At 73.0% G+C, this 22,236-nt stretch carries 17 protein-coding genes and 1 pseudogene; 10 read left to right on the plus strand and 8 right to left on the minus strand.

The genetic code is table 11. The features are described from left to right. Positions 1-35 precede the first annotated feature (35 nt). From IE239_RS25065 to IE239_RS25085, 5 genes are read left to right on the plus strand one after another with little or no spacing between them, the layout of a single operon-like run. Positions 36-4,607, plus strand: a complete 4,572-nt coding sequence (locus tag IE239_RS25065; protein WP_190151634.1) for a type I polyketide synthase — start codon at positions 36-38, stop codon at positions 4,605-4,607. Beyond that, positions 4,604-4,960, plus strand: coding sequence for an acyl carrier protein (locus tag IE239_RS25070; RefSeq protein WP_190151635.1), 357 nt, complete (start codon positions 4,604-4,606; stop codon positions 4,958-4,960). Before IE239_RS25065 ends, IE239_RS25070 begins: the two co-directional genes overlap by 4 nt. Before the next feature lie 3 nt (positions 4,961-4,963). Next, positions 4,964-5,791 carry an alpha/beta fold hydrolase gene (locus IE239_RS25075; protein WP_190151636.1) on the plus strand — a complete coding sequence of 276 codons (828 nt, stop codon included), beginning with the start codon at positions 4,964-4,966 and terminating at the stop codon, positions 5,789-5,791. After that, entirely contained in the window at positions 5,788-6,963 is a 1,176-nt protein-coding gene (locus tag IE239_RS25080; RefSeq protein ID WP_190151637.1) for a glycosyltransferase, read from the plus strand. The genes IE239_RS25075 and IE239_RS25080 overlap by 4 nt, the downstream gene beginning before the upstream one ends. Continuing rightward, the gene (locus tag IE239_RS25085; protein ID WP_190151638.1) at positions 6,960-8,027 is read left to right on the plus strand and encodes a class I SAM-dependent methyltransferase; all 1,068 of its coding nucleotides are present in this window, start codon (positions 6,960-6,962) and stop codon (positions 8,025-8,027) included. Before IE239_RS25080 ends, IE239_RS25085 begins: the two co-directional genes overlap by 4 nt. A 184-nt stretch (positions 8,028-8,211) precedes the next feature. Here IE239_RS25085 and IE239_RS25090 read toward each other — a convergent pair whose 3' ends face one another. Continuing rightward, positions 8,212-9,279 (minus strand): LacI family DNA-binding transcriptional regulator, encoded by a 1,068-nt coding sequence (locus IE239_RS25090; RefSeq protein ID WP_190151639.1) that lies wholly within the window; start codon positions 9,277-9,279, stop codon positions 8,212-8,214. A gap of 139 nt (positions 9,280-9,418) precedes the next feature. On the opposite strand from IE239_RS25090, the gene IE239_RS25095 reads away from it, so the two are divergent. Then, complete coding sequence (locus IE239_RS25095) at positions 9,419-10,576, plus strand: Gfo/Idh/MocA family protein (protein ID WP_190151640.1); 1,158 nt, start codon at positions 9,419-9,421, stop codon at positions 10,574-10,576. Between the two features lie 135 nt (positions 10,577-10,711). Further along, a pseudogene (locus tag IE239_RS25100) lies at positions 10,712-11,378 on the plus strand (hypothetical protein). A 238-nt stretch (positions 11,379-11,616) separates the two neighbouring features. On the opposite strand, the gene IE239_RS25105 reads toward IE239_RS25100, so the two are convergent. Continuing rightward, positions 11,617-12,651 (minus strand): LacI family DNA-binding transcriptional regulator, encoded by a 1,035-nt coding sequence (locus IE239_RS25105; protein ID WP_190151641.1) that lies wholly within the window; start codon positions 12,649-12,651, stop codon positions 11,617-11,619. 127 nt (positions 12,652-12,778) lie between these two features. On the opposite strand from IE239_RS25105, the gene IE239_RS25110 reads away from it, so the two are divergent. Further along, positions 12,779-13,006: a hypothetical protein gene (locus IE239_RS25110; protein WP_190151642.1), complete on the plus strand. Its 228-nt coding sequence runs from the start codon at positions 12,779-12,781 to the stop codon at positions 13,004-13,006. Between the two features lie 215 nt (positions 13,007-13,221). Next, complete coding sequence (locus IE239_RS25115) at positions 13,222-14,226, plus strand: Gfo/Idh/MocA family protein (protein ID WP_190151643.1); 1,005 nt, start codon at positions 13,222-13,224, stop codon at positions 14,224-14,226. 577 nt (positions 14,227-14,803) lie between these two features. Here the strand turns inward: IE239_RS25115 and IE239_RS25120 are convergent. The 5 genes from IE239_RS25120 to IE239_RS25140 form a co-directional block, all read right to left on the minus strand. Further along, positions 14,804-16,054, minus strand: a complete 1,251-nt coding sequence (locus IE239_RS25120; protein WP_190151644.1) for a serine hydrolase domain-containing protein — start codon at positions 16,052-16,054, stop codon at positions 14,804-14,806. 145 nt (positions 16,055-16,199) lie between these two features. Beyond that, positions 16,200-17,102: a sugar phosphate isomerase/epimerase family protein gene (locus IE239_RS25125; protein ID WP_190151645.1), complete on the minus strand. Its 903-nt coding sequence runs from the start codon at positions 17,100-17,102 to the stop codon at positions 16,200-16,202. A 1-nt stretch (position 17,103) separates the two neighbouring features. After that, positions 17,104-18,021, minus strand: a complete 918-nt coding sequence (locus tag IE239_RS25130) for an ATP-binding cassette domain-containing protein (RefSeq protein WP_190151646.1) — start codon at positions 18,019-18,021, stop codon at positions 17,104-17,106. A gap of 5 nt (positions 18,022-18,026) precedes the next feature. Then, complete coding sequence (locus IE239_RS25135; RefSeq protein WP_190151647.1) at positions 18,027-19,103, minus strand: ABC transporter permease; 1,077 nt, start codon at positions 19,101-19,103, stop codon at positions 18,027-18,029. After that, the gene (locus tag IE239_RS25140; RefSeq protein WP_190151648.1) at positions 19,103-20,122 is read right to left on the minus strand and encodes a sugar ABC transporter substrate-binding protein; all 1,020 of its coding nucleotides are present in this window, start codon (positions 20,120-20,122) and stop codon (positions 19,103-19,105) included. The genes IE239_RS25135 and IE239_RS25140 overlap by 1 nt, the downstream gene beginning before the upstream one ends. A 527-nt stretch (positions 20,123-20,649) precedes the next feature. Between IE239_RS25140 and IE239_RS25145 the strand changes: the two genes are divergently transcribed. After that, complete coding sequence (locus IE239_RS25145) at positions 20,650-21,435, plus strand: GntR family transcriptional regulator (protein ID WP_229878296.1); 786 nt, start codon at positions 20,650-20,652, stop codon at positions 21,433-21,435. 40 nt (positions 21,436-21,475) lie between these two features. Here IE239_RS25145 and IE239_RS25150 read toward each other — a convergent pair whose 3' ends face one another. Further along, a complete protein-coding gene (locus tag IE239_RS25150) occupies positions 21,476-22,234 on the minus strand; it encodes an SDR family NAD(P)-dependent oxidoreductase (protein ID WP_190151649.1) in 759 nt (252 codons plus the stop codon). Between the last annotated feature and the right edge of the window lie 2 nt (positions 22,235-22,236).

Genomic DNA, 22,236 nt, shown 5'->3' on the forward strand with positions numbered 1-22,236 from the left:
TGGGCGCACCTCGACACGACGACGCCACAGGTGTCATGACGGCACGTCAGGTGCCGGTGGCCATCGTCGGGATGGCGGTGCTGCTGCCGGGCGCCCCGGACCTGGACGCCTACTGGCGCAACCTGCGCGACGGTGTGGACGCGATCGGCGAGGTGCCGGAGGGTCGCTGGGACGCCGACTTCTACCGGCCGGGCGCCGCGTCCGGCCCGGCGGTCGCGGACCGGGTCTACGCCCGCCGGGGCGGGTTCGTGGACGGGCTGGCGCAGGTGGAGGTCACCCGGTTCGGGATCATGCCGAACTCGGTGGCCGGGACCGAGCCCGACCAGCTGATCGCCCTGCACGTGGCCTCGGCGGCCCTGGACGACGCGGGCGGCGCGGACCGCCTCCCCGACCGGGGGCGGGTCGGCGTGGTCCTGGGCCGGGGCGGCTATCTCACGCCCGGCCTGGTCCGGCTCGACCAGCGGGTCCGGACCGCCGGTCAACTGGTGCGCACATTAGGCGAGTTGCTGCCCGACCTGACGGGCGACCAACTCGACCGGGTACGCACGGCGTTCACCGAACGGCTCGGTCCGGACAGCCCCGAGTCGGCGATCGGCCTGGTGCCCAACCTCGCCGCCTCCCGGGTCGCCAACCGGCTCGACCTGCGCGGGCCCGCGTACACGGTGGACGCCGCCTGCGCCTCGTCGCTGGTCGCCGTGGACCAGGCGGTGGGCGAACTCTCCTCCGGGCGCTGCGACATGATGCTCGCCGGAGGCGTCCACCACTGCCACGACATCACGCTGTGGAGCGTCTTCTCCCAGCTGCGCGCGCTCTCGCCCAGCCAGCGCATCCGGCCCTTCCACCGGGACGCCGACGGCATCCTGATCGGCGAGGGGACGGGCGTCGTCGTCCTCAAGCGGCTGGCCGACGCCGAGCGCGCGGGCGACCGGATCTACGCCGTGATCCGGGGCACCGGCGTGGCCAGCGACGGCCGGGCCGCCGGGCTCGTGAACCCGGATCCGGGCGGCCAGGCACAGGCCGTGCGGCAGGCGTGGCGGGCGGCCGGGCTCGACCCCGCCGAGCGCGACTCGATCGGTCTGCTGGAGGCGCACGGCACCGCGACCCCGGCGGGCGACAACGCCGAACTGACCACGCTGGCAGAGGTGTTCGGGCCCGGCGACGGCGACGCGGTGCTGGGGTCGGTCAAGTCGATGATCGGGCACGCCATGCCGGCCGCCGGGGTCGCCGGTCTGGTCAAGGCCGCGCTCGCCGTCCACCACGGCACGCTCCTTCCGACCCTGCACTGCGACGACCCGCACCCCGCCCTGGCCCGCACCCGGTTCCGCACCCTGGAGAAGGCGGCCGACTGGGAGCCCACCGCGCGCCGGCCCGTGCGCCGCGCCGCCGTCAACGCGTTCGGGTTCGGCGGGATCAACGCGCACGTGGTGCTGGAGGAGGCGCCCGGCTCGCGGGGGAGCCGCGCGGGCACGCCGGCCCGTCCGGCCCTGCGGGTCGCCGAGCCCGAGCAGGTGCTGCTGCTCGCCGCCGGTTCCCCGGCGCGTCTGGCGGCGCTCCTCGACGCCGACGACGCCACCGTACGGGCCGCAGGCCTGGACCCGGGCCGTCCGCACCCGGAGGCGGGGCCGGCCCGCCTCGGCGTCGTCGGCCCGACCGCGAAGCGGCTCGCCCTGGCCCGCCGTGCGGTCCTCCGGGAACGGCCCTGGCACGGCCGCAGCGACGTCTGGTTCCGGCCCCACCCCCTGCTGGGCACGGGACACGGCAGGCTCGCGTTCCTCTTCCCCGGCCTGGAGGGGGACTTCACTCCGCAGGTCGACGACGTGGCCGAGCACTTCGGCCTGCGCGCCGTCACCGTCGACGGGAGCCGGACCGGCGACGTGGGCCGGCACGGCTTCGGCGTGGTCGCCGTCGGCCGCCTCCTCGACACGGCGCTGCGCCGCAGCGGGATCGTGCCGGACGCGGTCGCCGGACACAGCGTGGGCGAGTGGACGGCGATGGCCGCGGCCGGGCTGTACGCCGGGGACGAGGTCGACGCGTTCATGACCGCCTTCGACCCGGACTCGGTGACGGTCCCCGGTCTGGCCTTCGGCGCGATCGGCGCATCGGCCGAGAGCGTCCTGGCCGCTCTGCGCGAGGAGGGCCGGGACCGGGCTGGCCTGGTCCTGTCCCACGACAACGCACCCGGTCAGTCGATGGTGTGCGGTCCGCAGGCGGCGGTGGAGGAGTTCGTGCGGGCGCGGCGCGCCCAAGGCGTCCTCAGCCAGGTCCTGCCGTTCCGGTCGGGCTTCCACACGCCGATGCTGCGCCCTCATCTCACCCCGATCGAGGAGGCCTCCCGCCGGTTCCGGCTGCATCCGCCGCACACCCCTCTCTGGTCGGGCACGACCGCCGCGCCCTTCCCCGACGACGAGGCGGGGATCCGGGCCCTCTTCGTCCGGCACCTGCTGGAGCCCGTGCGATTCCGGCAGCTGACCGAGGCCCTGCACACGGCGGGTCACCGGGTCTTCGTCCAGGTGGGGCCCGGTCAGCTCGGCTCCCTCGTGGGCGACACGCTGGGCGCTCACGACCACCTGGTGGTCGCCGCCAACTCGCCCCACCGCGGCGGCCTGGCCCAGTTGCGCCGGGTGGCCACCGCGCTGTGGACGGCGGGTTCGGCGGTGGCGCCCTCCCTGCGCCCCGTCGAGGCGGCGGCCGGGGACCGACGCCCCGCGCCGGTGCGGCTGGACCTGGGCGGCGCCCTGGTGTCCCTGGCCCCCGGACGGCTCACCGAGCTGAGGGCCGGTCTTGGGACCGGGCCGCGTGCGGAGTCGAGCGCGCCTGCCAGTGCGGCGGATAGGGCCCCGTCGCCGCTGGACGCGCTCGTCGAGAGCTCCCCGATGGCCGCCGAACTGAGCGCCCTGCTGCGCGAGACCGCGGACACGGCCGCCCTCCTCATGTCCACGCGGACACCGCCGCCGACGACGACGAAGCCGACGCCCGCGCATGCCACGGCCCAGGCTTCGTCCCCGTCGTCGGGCCCGGTCGCGGGCCCGGTCCCGTCGGCCGGGCCATGGCACACGACCGTCCGCGTCTCCCCCGACACGATGCCCTATCTGCTGGACCACTGCTTCTTCCCGCAGCGGCCCGGCTGGCCCGAGGTGGCCGACCGCTGGCCGGTCGTGCCGGCGACGACGATCGTGCAGCACATCGTGGACGCGGCGCTGGAGGCGGCTCCCGGCACGGTGCCGGTCGCCGTGCACGGCGCGCGCTTCGAGGAGTGGCTGACCGCCACCCCGGCCGTCGACGTGCCCGTGACCGTGACACAGAAGGAACCAGGCCGCCTCGCCGTCTCCTTCGGCCCCCGCGCCCGTGCCACGGTGCACCTGGCCGCGGCTCATCCCGCGCCGCCGCCCGCGCCCTGGACCGTCGACCCCGGCGCCGAACGCGCCCCGGACCACACCGCCGCCCAGCTCTACGCCGAGCGCTGGATGTTCCACGGCCCGGCGTTCCAGGGGGTCACCGAGCTCACCGCGATCGGCGAACGCCATGTGCGCGGACGTCTCACCACTCCTGCCGCGCCCGGCGCGCTGCTGGACAACGTCGGCCAGGTTCTCGGCTACTGGATCATGGCGACCCGTGCCGAGCGGACCGTGGTGTTCCCGGTGGGGATGCGGGAGATGCGGTTCTACGGGCCGCATCCCGCGCCGGGCACGGAGGTGGGCTGTCTGGTGCGGGTCACCTCGCTCACCGACGCCGTCCTGGAGGCCGACGTCCAGCTGACGGTCGCGGGGACGGTGTGGGCGGAGCTGTACGGCTGGCAGGACCGCCGCTTCGACAACGACCCGCAGACCCGGCCGGTCGAGCGCTTCCCCGAGCGCCACACCCTGTCCGAGACGCGGCCCGGCGGCTGGCTGCTGCTGCACGAGCGGTGGCCCGACCTGGCGTCCCGGGAGCTGATCATGCGCAACTCCCTGGGCGGCGCGGAGCGTGCGGAGTACGCGGGGCACGCGCCGCGCGGGCGCCGGCAGTGGCTGCTGGGCAGGATCGCCGTCAAGGACGCGGTACGGCGGTGGCTGTGGGACCAGGGCGAGGGCCCGGTCTTCCCGGCGGAGCTGCGGGTGCGCAACGACGACGCCGGCCGCCCGTACGTCACCGGGGTGCACGGCCGGGAGCTGCCCGCGCTGGACGTCTCGCTGGCCCACTGCGCGGAGGCGGCCGTGGCGATCGTGCGGCCGCACCGGCCGGGCCCCGGACCGGGGATCGACGTCGAGGAGGTCGTCGACCGCACCCCGCAGGCCATGGCCGCCGCCCTCGGCACGGACGAACTGCGGCTGCTGCAAAGCCTGTCGGCGGCCACCGGCGAAGGCGAGGCTCTGTGGTTCACCCGCTTCTGGGCGGCGAAGGAGGCCGTCGCCAAGGCGGAGGGCACCGGATTCGGCGGCCGGCCACGGGACTTCGCCGTGCTCGACGCGGCACCGGCCGGCGACCGGCTGACCGTCGCGGGCCGCCTGGAACGCGCCTACGCCGTGCACTGCGCACCGGCCGCCAACCCGCCCCGGCTCCCGGAGCGCGCCTACGCCGTGGCGTGGACGACAGGACACCCGACCGCTGAGGAGTACGACGCCCGATGACATCCCCCACCCCCCGCACCCCCGCCATCCCCACCCTCGCCCCCGCCGCGTCCGCCCCCGCCGACGAGGCGTCGGTCCTCGCCGACCTCACCGCCATGCTGGCGCGGCTCCTGGAGGACGAGTACGGCCTCGACGACGTCGAGATCGGCATGGGAACGACCTTCAACCGCGACCTGGAACTGGAGAGCATCGATCTGGTCACCCTGGCCGGGCTGCTCCAGGAGCGCTACGGCGACCGGGTCAACTTCGCCGAGTTCCTGGCGGACATGGAGTTCGACGAGATCATCGAGCTGACCGTCGGACGGCTGGTCGAGTACGTCGTGACCAGCCTGAAGGCCACGGAGGCGAGCTGAGTCATGGCGATGGTCGACACCGGCGCCGTCCGGCTGCACGTCCAGCGGATCGGCCCCCGGGTGGGCCGGCCCGCCACCGCCACCGTGGTGCTGGTGCACGGTCTGCTCACCGACAGCCTGGCGAGCTACTACTTCACCGTCGCGCCCGCATTCGCGGCCGCCGGGCTCGACGTCGTCATGTACGACCTGCGCGGGCACGGCCGCAGCGAGCGTCCCGCCGAGGGGTACACGCTGGACGACAACATCGACGACCTGGAGGCACTGCTCGACCGGCTGGCGGTGACCGGACCGGTGCACCTGGTCGGCAACTCCTACGGCGGCACGATCGCGTTCGGCTTCGCGGCCCGCCGCCCCGAGCGGGCGGCTAGCGTCAGCCTCATCGAGTCGGAACCGGCCACCGCGGCCTGGGCGGTGAAGCTCGGCGGCATCCTGGACCGCGTCGTCACCCAGCTCGCCCACAACGAGCCCGACGCGATCCGCTGGATCTCCGCCCACCGCGGGCACAACACCGCGCGTCTGGCCAAGGGAGCGGCCCGGCTGGCCCGTGACACCACCCTCGGCCGGGACATCCCCGCCAGCCGTGTACTGACGGATTCTCAGATAGCCCTGGTGCGCTGTCCGGTGCTCGGTGTGTACGGCGGCGACTCCGACCTCGCCGAGCTCGCGCCCCGGCTGGAGTCGGCGCTGCCGGACTGCCGGACCGTGGTGATCCCGGGGCATGAGCACTCGGTCCTGGTGGAGGCGTCCGGGACGGTCGGCGGGCACATCCTCCAGCTCGTCGAGGAGGCCGGGCGGCCGGCCGTACGGGTGGCGGCGGAGGCAGCCGGGTGAGCCGATTCCTGTTCGTGGTGCCGCCGTTGACCGGTCACATCAACCCGGCCGTCGGCGTCGCCGCCGAACTCCGCGCGCGCGGCCACCAGGTGGCGTGGGCGTGTCCCGATCCGGAGCTGGTCGCCCGGCTGGCAGGCCCCGCGGCCGGGCCGGTCCTGGCCTGTGCCGGGGCGCCGCGGGGCGAACGGCCGGCCGAGCTGCGCGGGCCGGAGGCGCTGAAGTTCCTGTGGGAGTGGTATCTGCTGCCGCTGGCCGAGGCGATGGCCCCGGGTGTCCGGGCCGCGGTCGAGACGTTCCGTCCGGACGTCGTCGTCGCCGACCAGCAGGCCTTCGCGGGCGCTCTGGTCGCGGAGCGGCTGGGCCTGCCGTGGGCGACCTCGGCGACCACGTCGGCGGAGTTCACCGACCCGCTCGCCGGACTGCCCAAGGTCGCCGAGTGGCTGCGGAGGCGGCTGACCGACCTGCGCGAGGCGATCGGGGATCCGGCCGGGACCGCCGACCCCCGCTTCTCCCCGCATCTCGTTCTCGCCTTCAGCACACCGGAGTTGGCGGGCGGCACCCGCGACGGGGTCTGCTGGGTCGGACCGTCGGTCACCTCCCGGCCGTCCGCCGCAGGCTTCCCCTGGGAGTGGCTCGACCCGGACCGCGGCACCGTCCTGGTCACCCTGGGCACCGCGAACGCCGACGTCGGCGGCCGGTTCCTCGACGTGTGCCGGGACGCGTTGCGGGAGCGGGCCGACCGGGTGCAGGCGGTGATCGTCGACCCCGGCGGCACACTGGCGGCGCACGGCCACGACGGCCACGACAAAGACGTGCTGGTCGTGCCGTCCGTGCCGCAACTCGCGCTGCTGGAAAGGGGAGTCGACGCGGTCGTCTGCCACGCCGGGCACAACAGCGTGTGCGAGGCGCTGTGGCACCGGACGCCGCTGGTGGTGGCCCCCATCCGGGACGACCAGCCGGTCGTGGCCGGCCAGGTCGTGGACGCGGGGGCCGGGGTGCGGGTGCGCTTCGGCCGGGTCACCGCCCGTCAGGTCGGCGCGGCGGTCGACACCGTCCTCGACGATCCCGGACACCGCGCCGCGGCCGACCGGATCGGCACGGCGTTCCGCGCCGCGGGCGGCGCCGCGGCCGCCGCGGCCCGACTCGACGAACTGGCCAGGGAGCCCCGATGAGCGAGAAGACCGAGCGCGCCGCGCGGATCGCCGAGCTGCGGCCCGCCTACCAGGCGGACATCGCCGCCGGCCCGGACCGCCTCTTCGAACCCCGGCGCACCAGTTGCCCCTGGTGCGGCTCGCCGGAGCTGACCACCCGGCTGCGCACCACCGACCTGCTCCAGCACAAGCCCGGCCGGTTCGTCCTCGACCGCTGCGAGGGCTGCGGGCACACCTTCCAGAACCCGCGACTGAGCGAGCGGGGCCTGGAGTTCTACTACCGGGACTTCTACGACGGGCTGGGCGAGAAGAAGCTCGGCGACACCTTCGGGAGCCGGACGAAGATGTACCGGGGGCGGGCGGAGTCGATGCTGCCGCACGACCCCGCGCCGAAGACATGGCTGGACGTCGGCACCGGACACGGCCACTTCTGCGCGGCCGCGCGCGAGGTGCTGCCCCACACCGCGTTCGACGGGCTCGACTTCACCGACGGCGTCGAACTCGCCGAGCGGGAGGGCCGGGTGAAGCGCGGGTACCGGGGCGACTTCCCCGGCCTCGCCCCGGAACTGGCCGGCCGCTACGACGTGGTGAGCATGTTCCACTACCTGGAGCACAGCACCGACCCCGACCGCGAACTGCGCGCCGCACGCGAGACGGTACGCCCCGGCGGGCATCTCCTCATCGAGGTGCCGGACCCCGAGAGCCGCTACGCGCGACTGCTGGGCCGCTGGTGGCTGCCCTGGCTGCAGCCGCAGCATCTGCACTTCGTGCCGGTGGCCAATCTGCGCGCACGGCTGCGGGACCTGGGCTTCACGGTGGTGGCCGAGCAGCACGCGGAGCCGCACGACCCGGTGGACCTGCTGGCCGCCGTCTGGCTGGCGCTGGACCACGCGGCCCCGCGCGACGACGCGCCCTGGCTGCCCAGGCCGCCGAGCGGAGCGCGTCGCGCGCTGCGCGCGGTTGTGCTGGTCGCCGGGATCCCGGCGCTGCTGGCGGGCACCCTGCTCGACCGGTTCGCGGTGCGGCCGTTGTCCCGACGGCTGCGGGTGTCGAACGCCTACCGGATCGTGGCCCGCCGCGACTGACGGGCACGCGAGTGACGGGCACGCGACTGACGGGCGGGGGCGCATGCGGCCGTCGCCGTGCAGGCACACACGAGGGGTCTCCGTGCAGGTCCGCGGGCACGCCCCCGGACCGCGCGAGGGCGACCGCACGGGGGCAACCGCGCGACGTGACCGCTCCACGAGACGCTGCGGAAGGCCTGCGCGATCAGTCGGTGAGCGGCACGGCCGCCGGGGCCGTCGTTCCCCGGATCTCCAGCAGCGGCGCGGCCAGCTGCACCCGCCCGGCTCCCCCGCGTCCCTCGAGCCGGTCGAGGAGGCAGCGGGCGGCACGGCGTCCGACCTCGTGGCCGGCGTTGTCCACGGTGGTCAGCCACAGGTGGCGCAGCCGCGAGGTGCCGGTGTTGTCGTAGCCGACCACGGAGAGGTCGCCGGGGACGCGCAGGCCCAGCTCCTCGGCCGCCGACAGCGCGCCCACACAGGCCATGTCGTTGACGGCGAACACCGCGGTGGGCCGGTCCGGGCGGGCCAGCAGCCGTACGGCGGCGCGGTGTCCGCCCTCCTCGGTCATGTCACTGGGCTCGACCACGGCCCCCCACGCCCCGTGCGCCCGCATCACCGCCTCGAAGCTGCGCCGACGCAGCTCGCCGACCGCGCCGTAGCCCGCGATGTGCGCGATCCGGCGGTGGCCGAGCGCGAGAAGGTGCTCGGTGGCCAGGCGCGCGCCCTGTTCGTCGTCGCCGGCGACCACGTCGACATCCGGCGGGACGGGTTCCCGGGCGCCCGCCACGACGACCGGAATCCGCTCGGCGACCGCGTCCAGCGCCGCCGGGTCGGGCAGGGTGCCGACGACCACCAGCCCGGCCGCCCCCAGATCGAGGAAGGAGCCGGCCGGGTCCTGGCCGACGCGGCGGTTCAGGCGGGCGTCGGCGAGCAGCATGTGCAGGCCGTCCGCGTGCAGCAGGGAGTTGAGGCCGTCCACGAGGTCGACGTACCAGGGGTTGCGCAGGTCGTGCAGCAGGACGCCGACCAGCGGGTTCCCCCCGCCGCCGGGGCGCGGCCGGGCGGACGGGAGGGCGCGCGCCTCCGGGAGGGCGCGCGCCTCGCTGAGGCTGCGCGCCGCCGCGTTGGGCCGGTAGCCGAGTTCGCGCACGGCGCGCAGCACGGCCTCCCGCTTCTCCGCGCGCACCTGCCCGGAGCCGCGCAGCACGAGGGAGACCAGCGATTTGGACACGCCCGCGCGGTCGGCGACGTCACGGATGGTCGGTGGTCTCATGACTTGGACCGTTCCAGGTCGTCGACCGGTTGTCAAACGGCCGCAGAGACCTTGACACCCTGTTCGGAGCGCCCGCAGGGTGGCCTGGACAGGACATGGACCGGTCTAAGAAGTCCGCGCAGGGCTGAGAGGAGCCGTCATGGTGGACGCGCTCGGTGTCGCCGTCGTCGGGTTCGGCTGGATGGGCCGGGTGCACACCCAGGCGTACGCCCGCGTCCGCCACCACTACCCGCGGCTCGCCCTGCGTCCGGAGCTGGTGGTCGTCGCCGAGGAGGTCCCCGGCCGGGCCGAGGAGGCCGCCGACCGGTTCGGCTTCACCGCGGCCACCCGGGACTGGCGGGAGGTGGCCGCCGACCCCCGCGTCGGCGCCGTCAGCATCACCGCGCCGAACTTCCTGCACCGTGAGATCGGCGTCGCGATGGCCGAGGCCGGCAAGCACATCTGGATCGAGAAGCCGGTGGGTCTCACGGTCGGGGACGCCCGCGCGGTGGCGGACGCGGTGACCGCGGCGGGCGTGCAGGGCGCGGTCGGCTTCAACTACCGCAACGCGCCCGCCGTCGAGACGGCCCGCGATCTGATCGCGTCCGGCGAACTCGGTGCGATCACCCATGTCCGCATCCGGCTCTTCAGCGACTACGCGGCCCATCCGGACGGCGCCCTGACCTGGCGGTACGAGCGGGAGCGCGGCGGCAGCGGCGTGCTGGGCGACCTCGCGTCGCACGGCGCCGACCTGGCCCTCTTCCTGCTCGGCGACATCACCGCGCTGACGGCCGACACGGCGCTCTTCGTGCCCGAGCGGGCCCGCCCGACGGGGGCGACCGCGGGCCACGCCCGCGCCGTCGGCGGTGTGCTCGGCCCGGTCGAGAACGAGGACTACGTCAGCTGTCTGCTGCGCTTCGCGTCCGGCGCACGGGGGGTGCTGGAGGCCTGCCGGGTCTCCGTCGGCGAGCAGAACAACTACGGCTTCGAGGTGCACGGCACGAAGGGCTCGGTGTTCTGGGACTTCAGGCGGATGAACGAGTTGGGCGTCAGCCGCGGCACGGCCTACCAGGACCAGCCCGTCAGCACGGTGTACGTCGGTCCGGGCGACGGCGAGTTCGGCGCCTTCCAGCCGGGCGCGGCGAACGCCATGGGCTACGACGACCTCAAGGTCGTCGAGGCGTACCGCTTCCTGCGCTCGGTCGCCGAGGGCGCCCCGCACGGGGCGACGCTCGCCGACGCGGTCCGCAGCGCGAGCGTGCTGGACGCGATGACACGGTCCGCGCGCAGCGGCGTCTGGGCGGATGTGCACCCTTAGGGGTGGCGGTGGCGCCACCCCTGACTCGGGCCTCAGGCCCAGGGACGGCGGGCCCTGCCGGGCGGCACGCTTCAGAGGCCGGCGAGCACACGGCCGCCGGCACCGCAACCGCCGCACCGAAATCGGGGGAATCCCATGTCCGAAGCCGTCGCCCGCCGTACGACCGGCCTCGCGGCCCTCGTCGCCGCGATCGCCCTCATCGTCGAGGTGCCGCTGTACTTCGTCTACTCCGGCCCGCCGCCGGACGCGAACGTCCTGTCCCGGCTGCTGCTCGGGATCGTCGCACTGGCCTGCCTGGTGGTGTTCTTCACCGCCTTCCGCGAACTCGTCGCCCGGGTCGCCCCCGCACACGGATGGCTCGGCTCGATCCCTCTCCACCGGGCTCGTCCACGCCACCGTCGCCCTGGTCTCGATGGGCCTGGAGGCCGGCGCGGTCATCGCCGTGGACCACCCGATCGACCCGACGATCGACGTCAGCGGCACCTACATCCTGTACGGGTCGGTCTCCCGCCTCATGCTGGGGCTGTTCCTCGCGGCGTTAGGCCACGCGGTCACCCGCAGCGGCGTGCTGCCCCGCTGGACCGGCCGTTCCGCATACGTCCTGGCGGGCGTCAACCTCCTCTTCGTGCCGTCGCTGTTCTTCGGCAACGACCCCGCATTCTTCTACGCGGCGAACGGCTGGGGCACGACGGCGCTGATGGGGGCCGTCCTCAGCTACTGGCTGCTGGCCCTGGGCGTCACGGTGTACCGCAGTGCGGCCCGGGCGGTCCCGGCAGGCGCGTCACCCGTGCTGCACCGCTGAACCGCTGCACTGCTGCACTGCTGCACTGCTGCACCGATGCACTGCTGCACCGCTGAGCCGCCCGGCGGTCGTGCGCCGCACCAGCTGGGGCGGTCCACGCGGCGCGAGAACCGCCGGAGCCGGATGAGGCGGGATGCAGACCGAGGGAGACCGGCGGAGACCACCGGAGACCGACGGGGACCGACGGAGACCCACGACGACCGAGAGCACTCACCACACGCCCCCGGGGGCGGCCGCTTCAGCCGGCCGCCCCCGGGGGCGGCATGTTGTACGGGGTGACCACCTGGATGGCCGACGGCAGCCGGGGCCCGGCCGGGGGCAGCGCGCCGTGCGCCCGCATCACGGTGTGGCAGGCCTCGCGCACGTCGTGCCGCAGGTCGTGATGGAGGACGGCGGACAGCCGGTGCTCGCGCAGCAGCCCGGTGTTGTCCTGGTCGAGGTCGTGCGCCACGAACACGTCGCAGTCGCGGCCGAGATCGGCGAAGGCGCGCAGGGTGGCGATGTTGCCGCCGCCGATGGAGTACACGGCGCGGATCGCCGGGTCACGTTCCAGCGCGGCCCGCACGAGGTCGTACTGGGTGGCGTCCAGGCCCTGTCCCTCGGCGATCTCGACGAGCGCGCGCTCCGGATGACGGGCCCGCATCAGGCTGCGGAAGCCCATCTCGCGCTCCTCCTCGTTGCGGAAGAAGCCGCTGCTCAGGCTGGTGAGCACGTTCCCGGGGCGGTCGCCGAGCCACTGGCCCATGAGGTAGGCGGCGGTGGCCCCGGCGGCCCGGTCGTCGATGCCGACGTAGGCGAGACGCGCACTCGCGGGCAGGTCCGTGACCAGGGTGACGACCGGGATGCCGGCGGCCACCAGCCGGCCCACCGCCGCGGTGACCTCGGGAACGTCCGGCGCCTTGAGGATCACGCCCTGCGAGCCGCGCCGGACGATCCGGTCCAGGGTCGCGACCAGCTCCCGGACGGGCCCGGTCTCGCGGAAGTGGAAGCGGGAACGCAGCACGGCCGGGTGCAGGGACGGCAGCTCCGACTCCAGCGCGGACCGGACGGCCGTGGTGAACCGTTCCGGCGCCTGCATCACGATGTCGATCATGAAGGTGCGGCCGACGAGCCTGACCTGGGTGCGCTGCCGGTCCAGATCGGCGATGGCCCGCCGCACCTCCTGCGCGGTGGAGTCCCGCACCCCGCCCCTGCCGTTGAGCACCCGGTCCACGGTGGCCTCGCTGAGACCGGCCTGACGTGCGATCTCACGGAGAGGGAAGGGGTGGCCCACGGACGGCTCCTGGAAGGTCGGCTTGAGGGGTTTTTGACGGCCGCCTGCTGGTTGTTCGACGGATTTGTAATGACAACAATGACAGCACCGCGCCACCGCTGTCACCGCTGTCATCGAAGGGACGACGATGTCCTTCACCTCCACGTCCTTCACCTCCACCCGAGACCGGACCCGGCCGACGGGGCTGAACCGCGACGTCGACGACGTGCGCGCCCTCGTCGACCCCGGCGCCGGCCTCGCCGGCCGCCCGCGCTCCACGTCTCTCGAGGAGGGCGTCCGCGTCCACGACAGCGAGCGGCCGCGGGCGGCAGGCGTCCTGCGGGGGCGGTCGTCGACGTGCCGGCTCGCGAGGTGACCGGCAGGATCGTCGACGTCGTCGCCCTCCACGCCCACGGCCGGACTGCCCTCGTTCGCGCAGCGCGACCGCGGGCAGAGCCGGGCCCACCGGCCCCACCCACCCCCAGGTCGTCCTCTTTCCCCAGGTCGTCCGCTTCCCCCGCCCCGCCCTTTCCCCGGCCCTTTCCCCCGCCCGTCCGCTTCCCGTAAGACCTCCAAGGAGCTGCACGTCCCATGCGCATCGGAATCCTCGGCCTCGGCCGCATCGGCGCCTTCCACGCCGAGACCCTCTTCGGACTCGACGCCGTCGAGTCGCTCGTCGTGGCCGACCCGTTCGCGGAAGCCGCCAAGACCGCTGCCGAGCGGTTCGGCGCCGAGGTCGCGGACTCCCCCGAGGCCGTGCTGGCGGCCGGGGTGGACGGCATCGTGATCGCGGCGGCGACCGACGCCCACCCGGGCCTGATCCTGGCCGCCGTGGAGGCCGGCGTCCCCGTCTTCTGCGAGAAGCCCGTCGCCAGGGCGATGACCGAGGGCGTCGCGGTGCTCCAGGCCGTCCAGGGCAGCACCGTGCCCATCCAGATCGGCTACAACCGCCGCTTCGACGCGGGCTTCGTCGCCGCACGGGCGGCTGTGCGGGCGGGCGAGCTGGGCGAACTGCACACCGTCCGCTCCACCACGCTGGACCCGGCGCCGCCGCCGGCCGCCTACGTCGCCGCGTCCGGCGGCATCTTCCGGGACTGTTCCGTCCACGACTTCGACATCATCCGCTGGGTGACGGGCCGCGAGGTGACCGAGGTCTACGCGGTCGGCGGCAACCGGGGCGCCGACTACATCAGGGAGGCCGGGGACGCGGACACCACCGGGGCGGTCCTCACCCTCGACGACGGCACGATCGCGGTGGTCTCCAACTCCCGCCACAACGCCCGCGGTTACGACGTCCGCATGGAGCTCCACGGTTTCGCGGACTCGATCGCCGTAGGCCTGGAGGACAAGCTGCCGCTGCGTTCGGTGGAGCCCGGAGTCACGTTTCCGGCCGGCGTCCCGCACGACTTCTTCATGGACCGCTTCACCGCCGCCTACCGCGCGGAACTCACCGCCTTCACCGAGGTCGTGGCGGGCTCCCGCCCCTCGCCCTGCACGATCGAGGACGCCCTGGAGGCGGGCTGGATCGCGGAGGCCTGCACGCTGTCCCTGCACGAGCACCGGCCGGTGACCATCGCGGAGGTGCGGGCCTCCTGAGCCGACGGGCCCGGTGCGAGGGCGGTCGGGGAACGAGCTCCCCGGCCGCCTTCACCGGCGCACAGGACGCCCGCGTCGCCTCACAGGCATTGACGCCCTCCCCTGCCCGAGGGCAGGAGATTCCGGTCCGTACCGCTACGCGGTACCACCTCGGGTTCCTGTTTCACGGGCCACTGCCGACCGGTGAGGATCGGTCTTACACGGCCTCCGCAGGCCTGACATCCCGCCCGTCCGGCGGTAGATCCGACAACTACGTCGTCGGACAAGGCGATCTTGCCATGAATCTGCGGCCCTCCGGGCCGCCAGGGGCAGGATGCCCTACACCTCCGCCCTGAAGGGTGGAGCACTGGGCAAGAGTTCGGTAGCGGACCATGAACTCCTCCGGGTTGTAGGCGTCCCGCGCCGGGTCTCTCGGCGTGGCCGGCCGCTCCTCCACCATGTCCTGCGGGCGCACCCGCTCGGGCAGCGCCCCGAACCGGTCCCGACGCCGCTCCTCCGCGCTGTCGGCCTGCTCCTTCATCGCCATCTCACCCTCCCCGTGCACGACATCACTCACCCTGCACCTGTCTGAACGTCCTCACCTCGCCGTGGGTTCCGCCGGCAGGTCGAAGACGTGGGCCGGGGAGATGATCGTCGTGATCGCGTCGCCGAACAGGGTGCTGGGCTCGTTGTTCTTGTAGTTGATGTCGGTGTTCAGCACGACGACCAGGGTGGCCTGCGCGGACGGCAGATAGATGGTCAGCGACTCGTAACCCGGCAGCGAGCCGTTGTGACCGATCCAGCCCTGCACGTCGAAGATGCCGAGGCCGTAACCGGCGCCCGGGATGGGCGTGGGCGGTGTCGTCAGCCGCTGCCTCTGGGTGGCGGGGCTGATCATCCGGTCGCCGTCGGGCAGCACGCCCGTGGCCACGGTGCGCGCCCAGATCCGCAGGTCGTCCAGGGTGGAGATCATCGCGCCGGCGGCCCAGCCCCAGGAGGGGTTCCAGTCGGCCGAGTCCTCGACCTTTCCGGTCGCGGTCTGGTCCGTGTAGCCCTGGGAGTGCGGCGTGGGGAACTCGCTGCCGGTCGGGAAGAGGGTGTCGCTGAGACCGGCGGGGTTCAGGACGTGCTCGTGGATGTAGTCGTTCAGGTGCTGACCGGTCATCTTCTCGACGACCAGGCCGAGCAGGATGAGGTTGGTGTTGCAGTAGGAGAACTGCTGGCCCGGTGGGAAGAGCACAGGGTGCTTGAAGGAGTAGCCGAGCAGTTCCTGCGGGGTGAAGGGCCGCCTCGGGTCGGAGGTAAACGCCTTGAAGAAGTCCTCGTCGGCGGAGTAGTTGAACAGTCCGCTGCGCATACCGGCCAGCTGCCGCAGGGTGATCCGGTCGCCGTTCGGGACGCCGTCGACGTACTTGCCGATGGTGTCGTCGAGGCCGACCCTGCCCTGGTCCACCAGTTGCAGGAGCGCGGTGACGGTGAACGTCTTGGTCTCGCTGCCGATCCGCATGAACAGGCCGGGGTCCATGGCCTGACCGGTGCTCTTGTCGCGGACGCCGAAGGACTTCACGTACTGCCCCTTGTCGGGCGTCCAGATGCCGACGCTCACGCCGGGCACGTTCGCCTGCTTCATGATCCGCCGGACGGCGTCGTCGACCTGCTGTCGCACGGCCGGGGTGAGGGTGACGACGCCGTCCCCGGACGGGGTGGGCGAGGGCGGTTCGGCGGCGGCCGCGACGGTGGCGGCCGAGGACGGCAGCGGCGTGGCGCCTGCCGCGGCGGGCGCCATCAGCGCCCCCACCGCGACGGCGACGAGGACACCGCCGCGCAGTCGCGTGTACGGGTGTGTCATGGGCTTGCTCCCGCGTGAGGAGGTTCTCGCGCCGCAGGCCACAGCCGCACCGGGGGGCACGGGCCGCATGCGGCCCATCACCCCCACCATACGAGCGAGGGCGCGCCGCCGCCCGTCGGCGGGACGCGCCGCGGGCGGCGACCGCTCACGCCCCGCAGGAGCGCAGGAACTTGCGGGTACGCACGGCGATGGGCAGCGGCTCGTCCGGCTCGCACGGGTACATGTCCTGCTCGACGATCGCGAACAGTTCGACGCCGAGCCGCTGTGCGGCGACCAGAACCGGCTCCAGCTCCGGTACCCCGGAGGGCGGTTCGCACATCACCTTGCGCCGGACGGCGGGGCCGAACGGCAGCCGGTCGCGCACCACGCCGGCGAGGACCTCCGGGTCGACCTGCTTGAGGTGCAGGTAGCCGATGCGCTCGCCGTAGTTCTCGATCAACTCGACGCTGTCGCCGCCGCAGTAGGCGTAGTGACCGGTGTCCAGGCAGAGGTTGACCAGTTCGCCGTCGGTGGAGTCCAGGAAGCGTTCGACGTGGTCCTCGGTGTCGATGTGGGTGTCGGCATGCGGATGGACGACCAGGTCCAGGCCGTAGGCCTCCTTCACCTCGTGCCCCAGGCGCTCCATGCCCTTGGTGAGGTGGGCCCACTGCTCGCCGGTCAGCTCCGGCGGCTCCAGGGGCTCGGCCGTCCTGTCGTCCCGCCAGAAGGACGGGATGACGACGAGGTGCCTCGCGCCCATCTCCCGGGTGAGCGCGGCCACTTGGCTCACCTGCGCCCAGGTCGCCTCCCAGACGGACGGCCCGCGGTGCAGTCCGGCGAAGACGGTGCCCGCCGACACCCTCAGGCCCCGCCGGTCCACCTCGTCGGCGAGACGGGCCGGATCGGTCGGCAGGTAGCCGTAGGGACCGAGTTCGATCCAGGAGTAGCCGGCCTCGGCGACCTCGTCGAGGAAGCGTTCCCAGGGCACCTGCCGGGGGTCCTCGGGGAACCACACGCCCCAGGAGTCGGGGGCGGACCCCACCATGATGCGGTCCAGCGGGCCGGACATCTCAGGACGTCCCTTCCCCGGGGGCCGCCACCGGAGCGGTGAGGTCCTTCTCCTCCGGGAGCCGGTCCACGTCCACTCCGCGGACCTGGGACAACTCGTGCTTGAGGGCGGCGAGTTCGGTGCCGCCGGCCATGTGGTTGGTGAGTTCTTCGAGGCTGACCCGGTCGCGGGAGGCGGTGAGCTCCATGGTGCCCAGGCGCAGCACGCTGAAGTGATCGCCGACCATGTAGGCGTGGTGGGGGTTGTGGGTGATGAAGATGACGCCGAGGCCGCGTTCGCGGGCGGCGGCGATGTACTTCAGCACGACGCCGGACTGCTTGACGCCGAGGGCTGCGGTGGGCTCGTCGAGGATGAGGACCCGGGCCCCGAAGTAGACGGCGCGGGCGATCGCGACGCACTGGCGCTGGCCGCCGGAGAGGGTGCCGATGGGCTGTTCCAGGTCGTCCAGGACGATGCCCATGTTGCGCAGTTCCTCGTCGGCGGTCCTCTTCATCCTCTCGATGTCGAGGCGGCGCAGCGGCCACGCGCCCTTGGTCATCTCCGAGCCGAGGAAGAAGTTCCTCCACACCGGCATCAGCGGGACGGTGGCGAGGTCCTGGTAGACAGTGGCGATCCCCTTGTCGAGGGCCTCGCGCGGGGTGGAGAAGCGCACCGGCAGGCCGTCGACGAAGAACTCTCCCTCGGTGTGCTGGTGCAGCCCTGAGACGATCTTGATGAGGGTGGACTTGCCGGCGCCGTTGTCGCCCAGGACGCAGGTCACCCGGCCGGGGTGGACGGTCAGGCTGACGCCGTGCAGGGCGCGGATGTTGCCGTAGGACTTGCCCGCGTTCCGCAGTTCGACGAGCGCCCCGGCCTCGCCCCCGGCGGCGGTGTCCGCGATGACGGCCCCGTGGGCGCCGCTGTGGTTGCTGGATGTCATGGGGGTCACCTCCGGGTCGCCGTGCGGCTGACCCACAGATTGATCAGGACGGCGCCGAGGAGCATCACGCCGAGGAAGGCCTTGAACCAGTCGGGGTTCCAGCCGGCGTAGACGATGCCCTGCTGCACCATGCCGAACATGAACGCGCCGAAGACCGGGCCGATCGCCGAACCGGCGCCGCCGGTCAGCAGACAGCCGCCGATCACGGCCGCGGAGATGTAGATCAGCTCCTGGCCGACGCCCTCGCCGGACTGCACGGTGTTGAAGGTGAACAGCTGGTGCATGCCGACGAACCAGGCGCCGAAGCCGACCAGCATGAACAGCGAGATCTTCGTGAACGTCACCGGCACGCCGACCGCCCGCGCGGACTCCTTGCTGCCGCCGACCGCGAAGACCCAGTTGCCGTATCTGGTGCGCAGCAGCACCCAGGTGGCCAGGGCCGCGAACACCAGCCAGTACACGATCGTGATCTTCACCTGGACGCCGCCGACGTCGAAGGACGAGGCGAAGACCTTCTTCGCCTGGCCGAAGCCGTCCATGTCGCTGATGTCGTCGGTGGCCACGTTGTCGGTGACCAGCTTGGTGACGGCCAGGTTCACGCCCTGGAGGATCAGGAACGTGCCCAACGTGATCAGGAAGCTGGGCAGCCCGGTCCTGACAACCATCCAGCCGTTGAAGAACCCGATCCCCAGGGAGACCAGGAGCGCGACGACCACGCCCACCCAGACGTTCATGGTGAGCTGGTAGCTGAGCATGCTCGCGGTGAGGGCCGAGGCGATCACCGCGACGCCGGCCGACAGGTCGAACTCGCCGCCGATCATCAGCAGTGCCACCGGCAGCGCCATGATCCCGATCGTCGACGACTGGTAGAGGATGTTCGCCATCGCGCTGCCCTCGCGCACCGGCGGCGCCGAGACCAGGAAGAAGACGTACACCGCGACCGCGCCGAGGAAGACGCCCACCTCGGGGCGGGCCAGCAGGCGCAGCGCCAGGGGGCGTCGCGTGGTCCGGCCGTCACTTTCCTTGCGGCCGGGGGCCGGCGGTGTTCCCACCGCCGGCTCGGCGTGCCGGGTCGTGCTCATCACCGGGTGCCCTTCGCGGCGTAGGCGGCCACCGCGTCGACGTTGGACTTCTCCACGAAGGCGGGACCGGTCAGCACCGGCTGCTCCCCGCCGCCCATGTAGTTGCCGTTGTTCTTGTAGAGCCACAGCGAGTCGATCGCCAGGTAGCCCTGGAGGTAGGGCTGCTGGTCGACCGCCAGCTCGACGGTGCCCTTGCTGATGGCGCCGGTCAGGTCCTTGTTGAGGTCGAAGGTGGCGATCTTGGCCTTGCTGCCCGCGTCGGCGACGGACTGCGCGGCCGTCAGAGCGATGGGGGCGCCGAGGGTGACGACGTGGTCGACGGCCTTGTCCTGGCTGAGCTTGGCGGTGATCGTGGACTTCACGGACGGCATGTCGGTGCCGTTGACGTAGAGGTTCTCGACGGATCCGGAGAACGTCTTCTTCACGCCGTCGCAGCGCTGGGTGAGGCCGATGTTGCCCTGCTCCTGGATGACGCAGACGGCCTTCTTGGAGCCCAGCGAGTTCAGCTTGTTGCCGAGGGCCTCGCCGGCCACCGTCTCGTCCTGGCCGAAGAACTCCAGCAGGCCGAGCTTCTTCCACTCGCTCACACCGGAGTTGAGGCCCACCACGGGGATCTTCGCGGCCGTCGCCTTGGCGATGACGGCCTTGAGGGCGTCGGGCTTGGCGAGGGTGACCGCGATGCCGTCGACCTTCTGGTCGATCGCGTTCTGGATCAGGTTGGCCTGGCCGCCCGCGCTCGGGTCGGCGGAGTACACCAGCTTGACGTTGTCCTTGTCCGCGGCGGCCTGGGCGCCCTTGCGGACGATGTCCCAGAAGGTGTCGCCGGGCGACTGATGGGTCACCAGGGCGATCGTCATCCGCGGGGTGCTCGCCCTGCCCGCGGAAGCGCCGTCCGCGCTCTCCTCGGACTTCTTTCCGCCGGAGCTGCTGGAGCAGCCCGCCAGGGTCAGGGCCGCCGCCGCGGCCATGGCCACGACCGGGGCGATTCTGCGCGAGCGGAAGGGAGAAGAGCTGTCCATCTTTCCTGCACCTCACTGTGCTACGGGGAAACCGACGGGGAAGGGAGGGAGTGGTCGCGTGGATCCGGGGGGCCGTTTCTCCTCGGATCTCCTCGGATCGGGGCCATGGGCCGGGTCCGCGACTGTTCAGGTGTCCCGGACCCGGGCCGTGGGCTGCTGGGACGGGATCCAATCCCTTGACGGGCCCCCTGTCAATACTTTGTTAAGACATCAGTTCACCGTCAGGTCCGAATGTCAGAACAAAGTATTGACACCGAAGGTCCCGCGGACCTACACCTGGGAGACGCCAGATCCCCCAGCCCCCGTGCGAGACGTCGCTCAGGGCCGGGCCGGTCCGGCCGCTGCATTCGATCACGAGGGGGCGCATCAAGATCGATCCCTACCCCCCGCGAAGGGGCGTACCCCTCGCGCGGGCGCGGACCTGAGGAAAGTTCTCCGGCGGGTCCGCCGCCGGCCCGGGCGCCGCGCCCGCCTGACGCTCACCGCCCGCACCCCGTCCCACCCCACCGAACCGAGGAGGCGCCCCGATGGCGAAGACCGGCGAGCGCGCCCGTGCGGTGCCCGGCTCCGCGCTCGACGCAGTGCACTTCGCGCTGGACCGCAGCAGCCCGGTACCGCTCTACTACCAGCTCGCCCAGCAGCTGGAGGCGGCCATCGAGCACGGCGCCCTCGCCCCCGGCAACCTCCTGGGCAACGAGATCGACCTGTCGACCCGCCTCGGCCTGTCCCGTCCGACGGTCCGCCAGGCGATCCAGTCGCTCGTCGACAAGGGCCTGCTGGTGCGCCGCCGCGGAGTGGGCACGCAGGTGGTGCACAGCCAGGTGAAGCGGCCGCTGGAGCTGAGCAGCCTGTACGACGATCTGGAGGCGGCCGGTCAGGGGCCCACCACGGACGTGTTGCGCAACGAGCGCGTGCCGGCGACCGCGGACGTCGCGGCCGCGCTGGGCATCGCGGAGGGCAGCGAGGTCACCCTGCTGGAGCGGCTGCGCGCCACGCACGGACAGCCCGTGGCGTTCCTGTGCAACTACCTGCCGCCTGCCCTGCTGGACCTCGACACCGATCGCCTGGGGACGACCGGCCTGTACCGGCTGCTGCGCTCGGCGGGCATCACCCTGCACAGCGCCCGCCAGACCGTGGGAGCCCGCTCGGCCACCGCCGAGGAGGCCGCCCTGCTCACGGAGAAGGAGGGGGCGGCCCTGCTCACCATGCAGCGCACGGCGTACGACGACACCGGCCGGCCGGTGGAGTACGGGACGCACATCTACCGCGCGTCCCGGTACGCCTTCGACTTCCAGCTGCTGGTCAGATCCTAGGCAGGCGCCCGCGGGCGACGGTCCGGCACGGGGGCCGGGGCTACCTGGGGGCCATCCGCAGCGCGCCGTCCATCCTGATGGTCTCGCCGTTGAGGTAGTCGTGGCCGATGATCGACAGCACGAGCTGCGCGTACTCCTCGGGGCGGGCCAGCCGGCGCGGGAAGGGCACGCCGGCCGCGAGCGAGGCCCGGAACTCCTCCGACACCGTGGCCAGCATCGGCGTCTCCACGATGCCGGGGGCGATGGTGCACACCCTGATGCCGTACTGCGCGAGGTCGCGCGCGGCGGGCAGCGTCAGCCCGACGACCCCGCCCTTGGAGGACGCGTAGGCCGCCTGGCCGACCTGGCCGTCGTACGCGGCGATGGAGGCGGTGTTGACGATGACGCCGCGCTGGCCGTCCCCGTCCGCCTCGGTCCCGGCGATGGCCTCGGAGGCGAGGGCGAGCACGTTGAAGGTGCCGATCAGGTTGATCTGGATCACCTTGGCGTACAGACCCAGGTCGTGGACGCCCTTCTTGCCCAGGATCCGCGCCGACGGGCCGATGCCCGCGCAGTTGACGACCGTCCGCAGCGGGACGCCGGAGCCGGCCGCCGTCGCGACGGCGGCGCCCACCTGCTCGGGGTCGGTGACGTCGGCGGGGACGTAGGTGACGCCGTCGACCTCGGGCGCCTTGTCGACGCCGTCCTTGAGGTCGAGGGCGAAGACCCGGGCGCCGCGCCCGGCGAGGGCCTTCGCGGTGGCCGCGCCGAGGCCGGACGCACCGCCGGTGACAAGGGCCGCGGTGTTCTCGAGCTGCATCA

It is taken from the genome of Streptomyces humidus, from assembly GCF_014649655.1.
Classification (GTDB): Bacteria; Actinomycetota; Actinomycetes; order Streptomycetales; family Streptomycetaceae; genus Streptomyces; species Streptomyces humidus.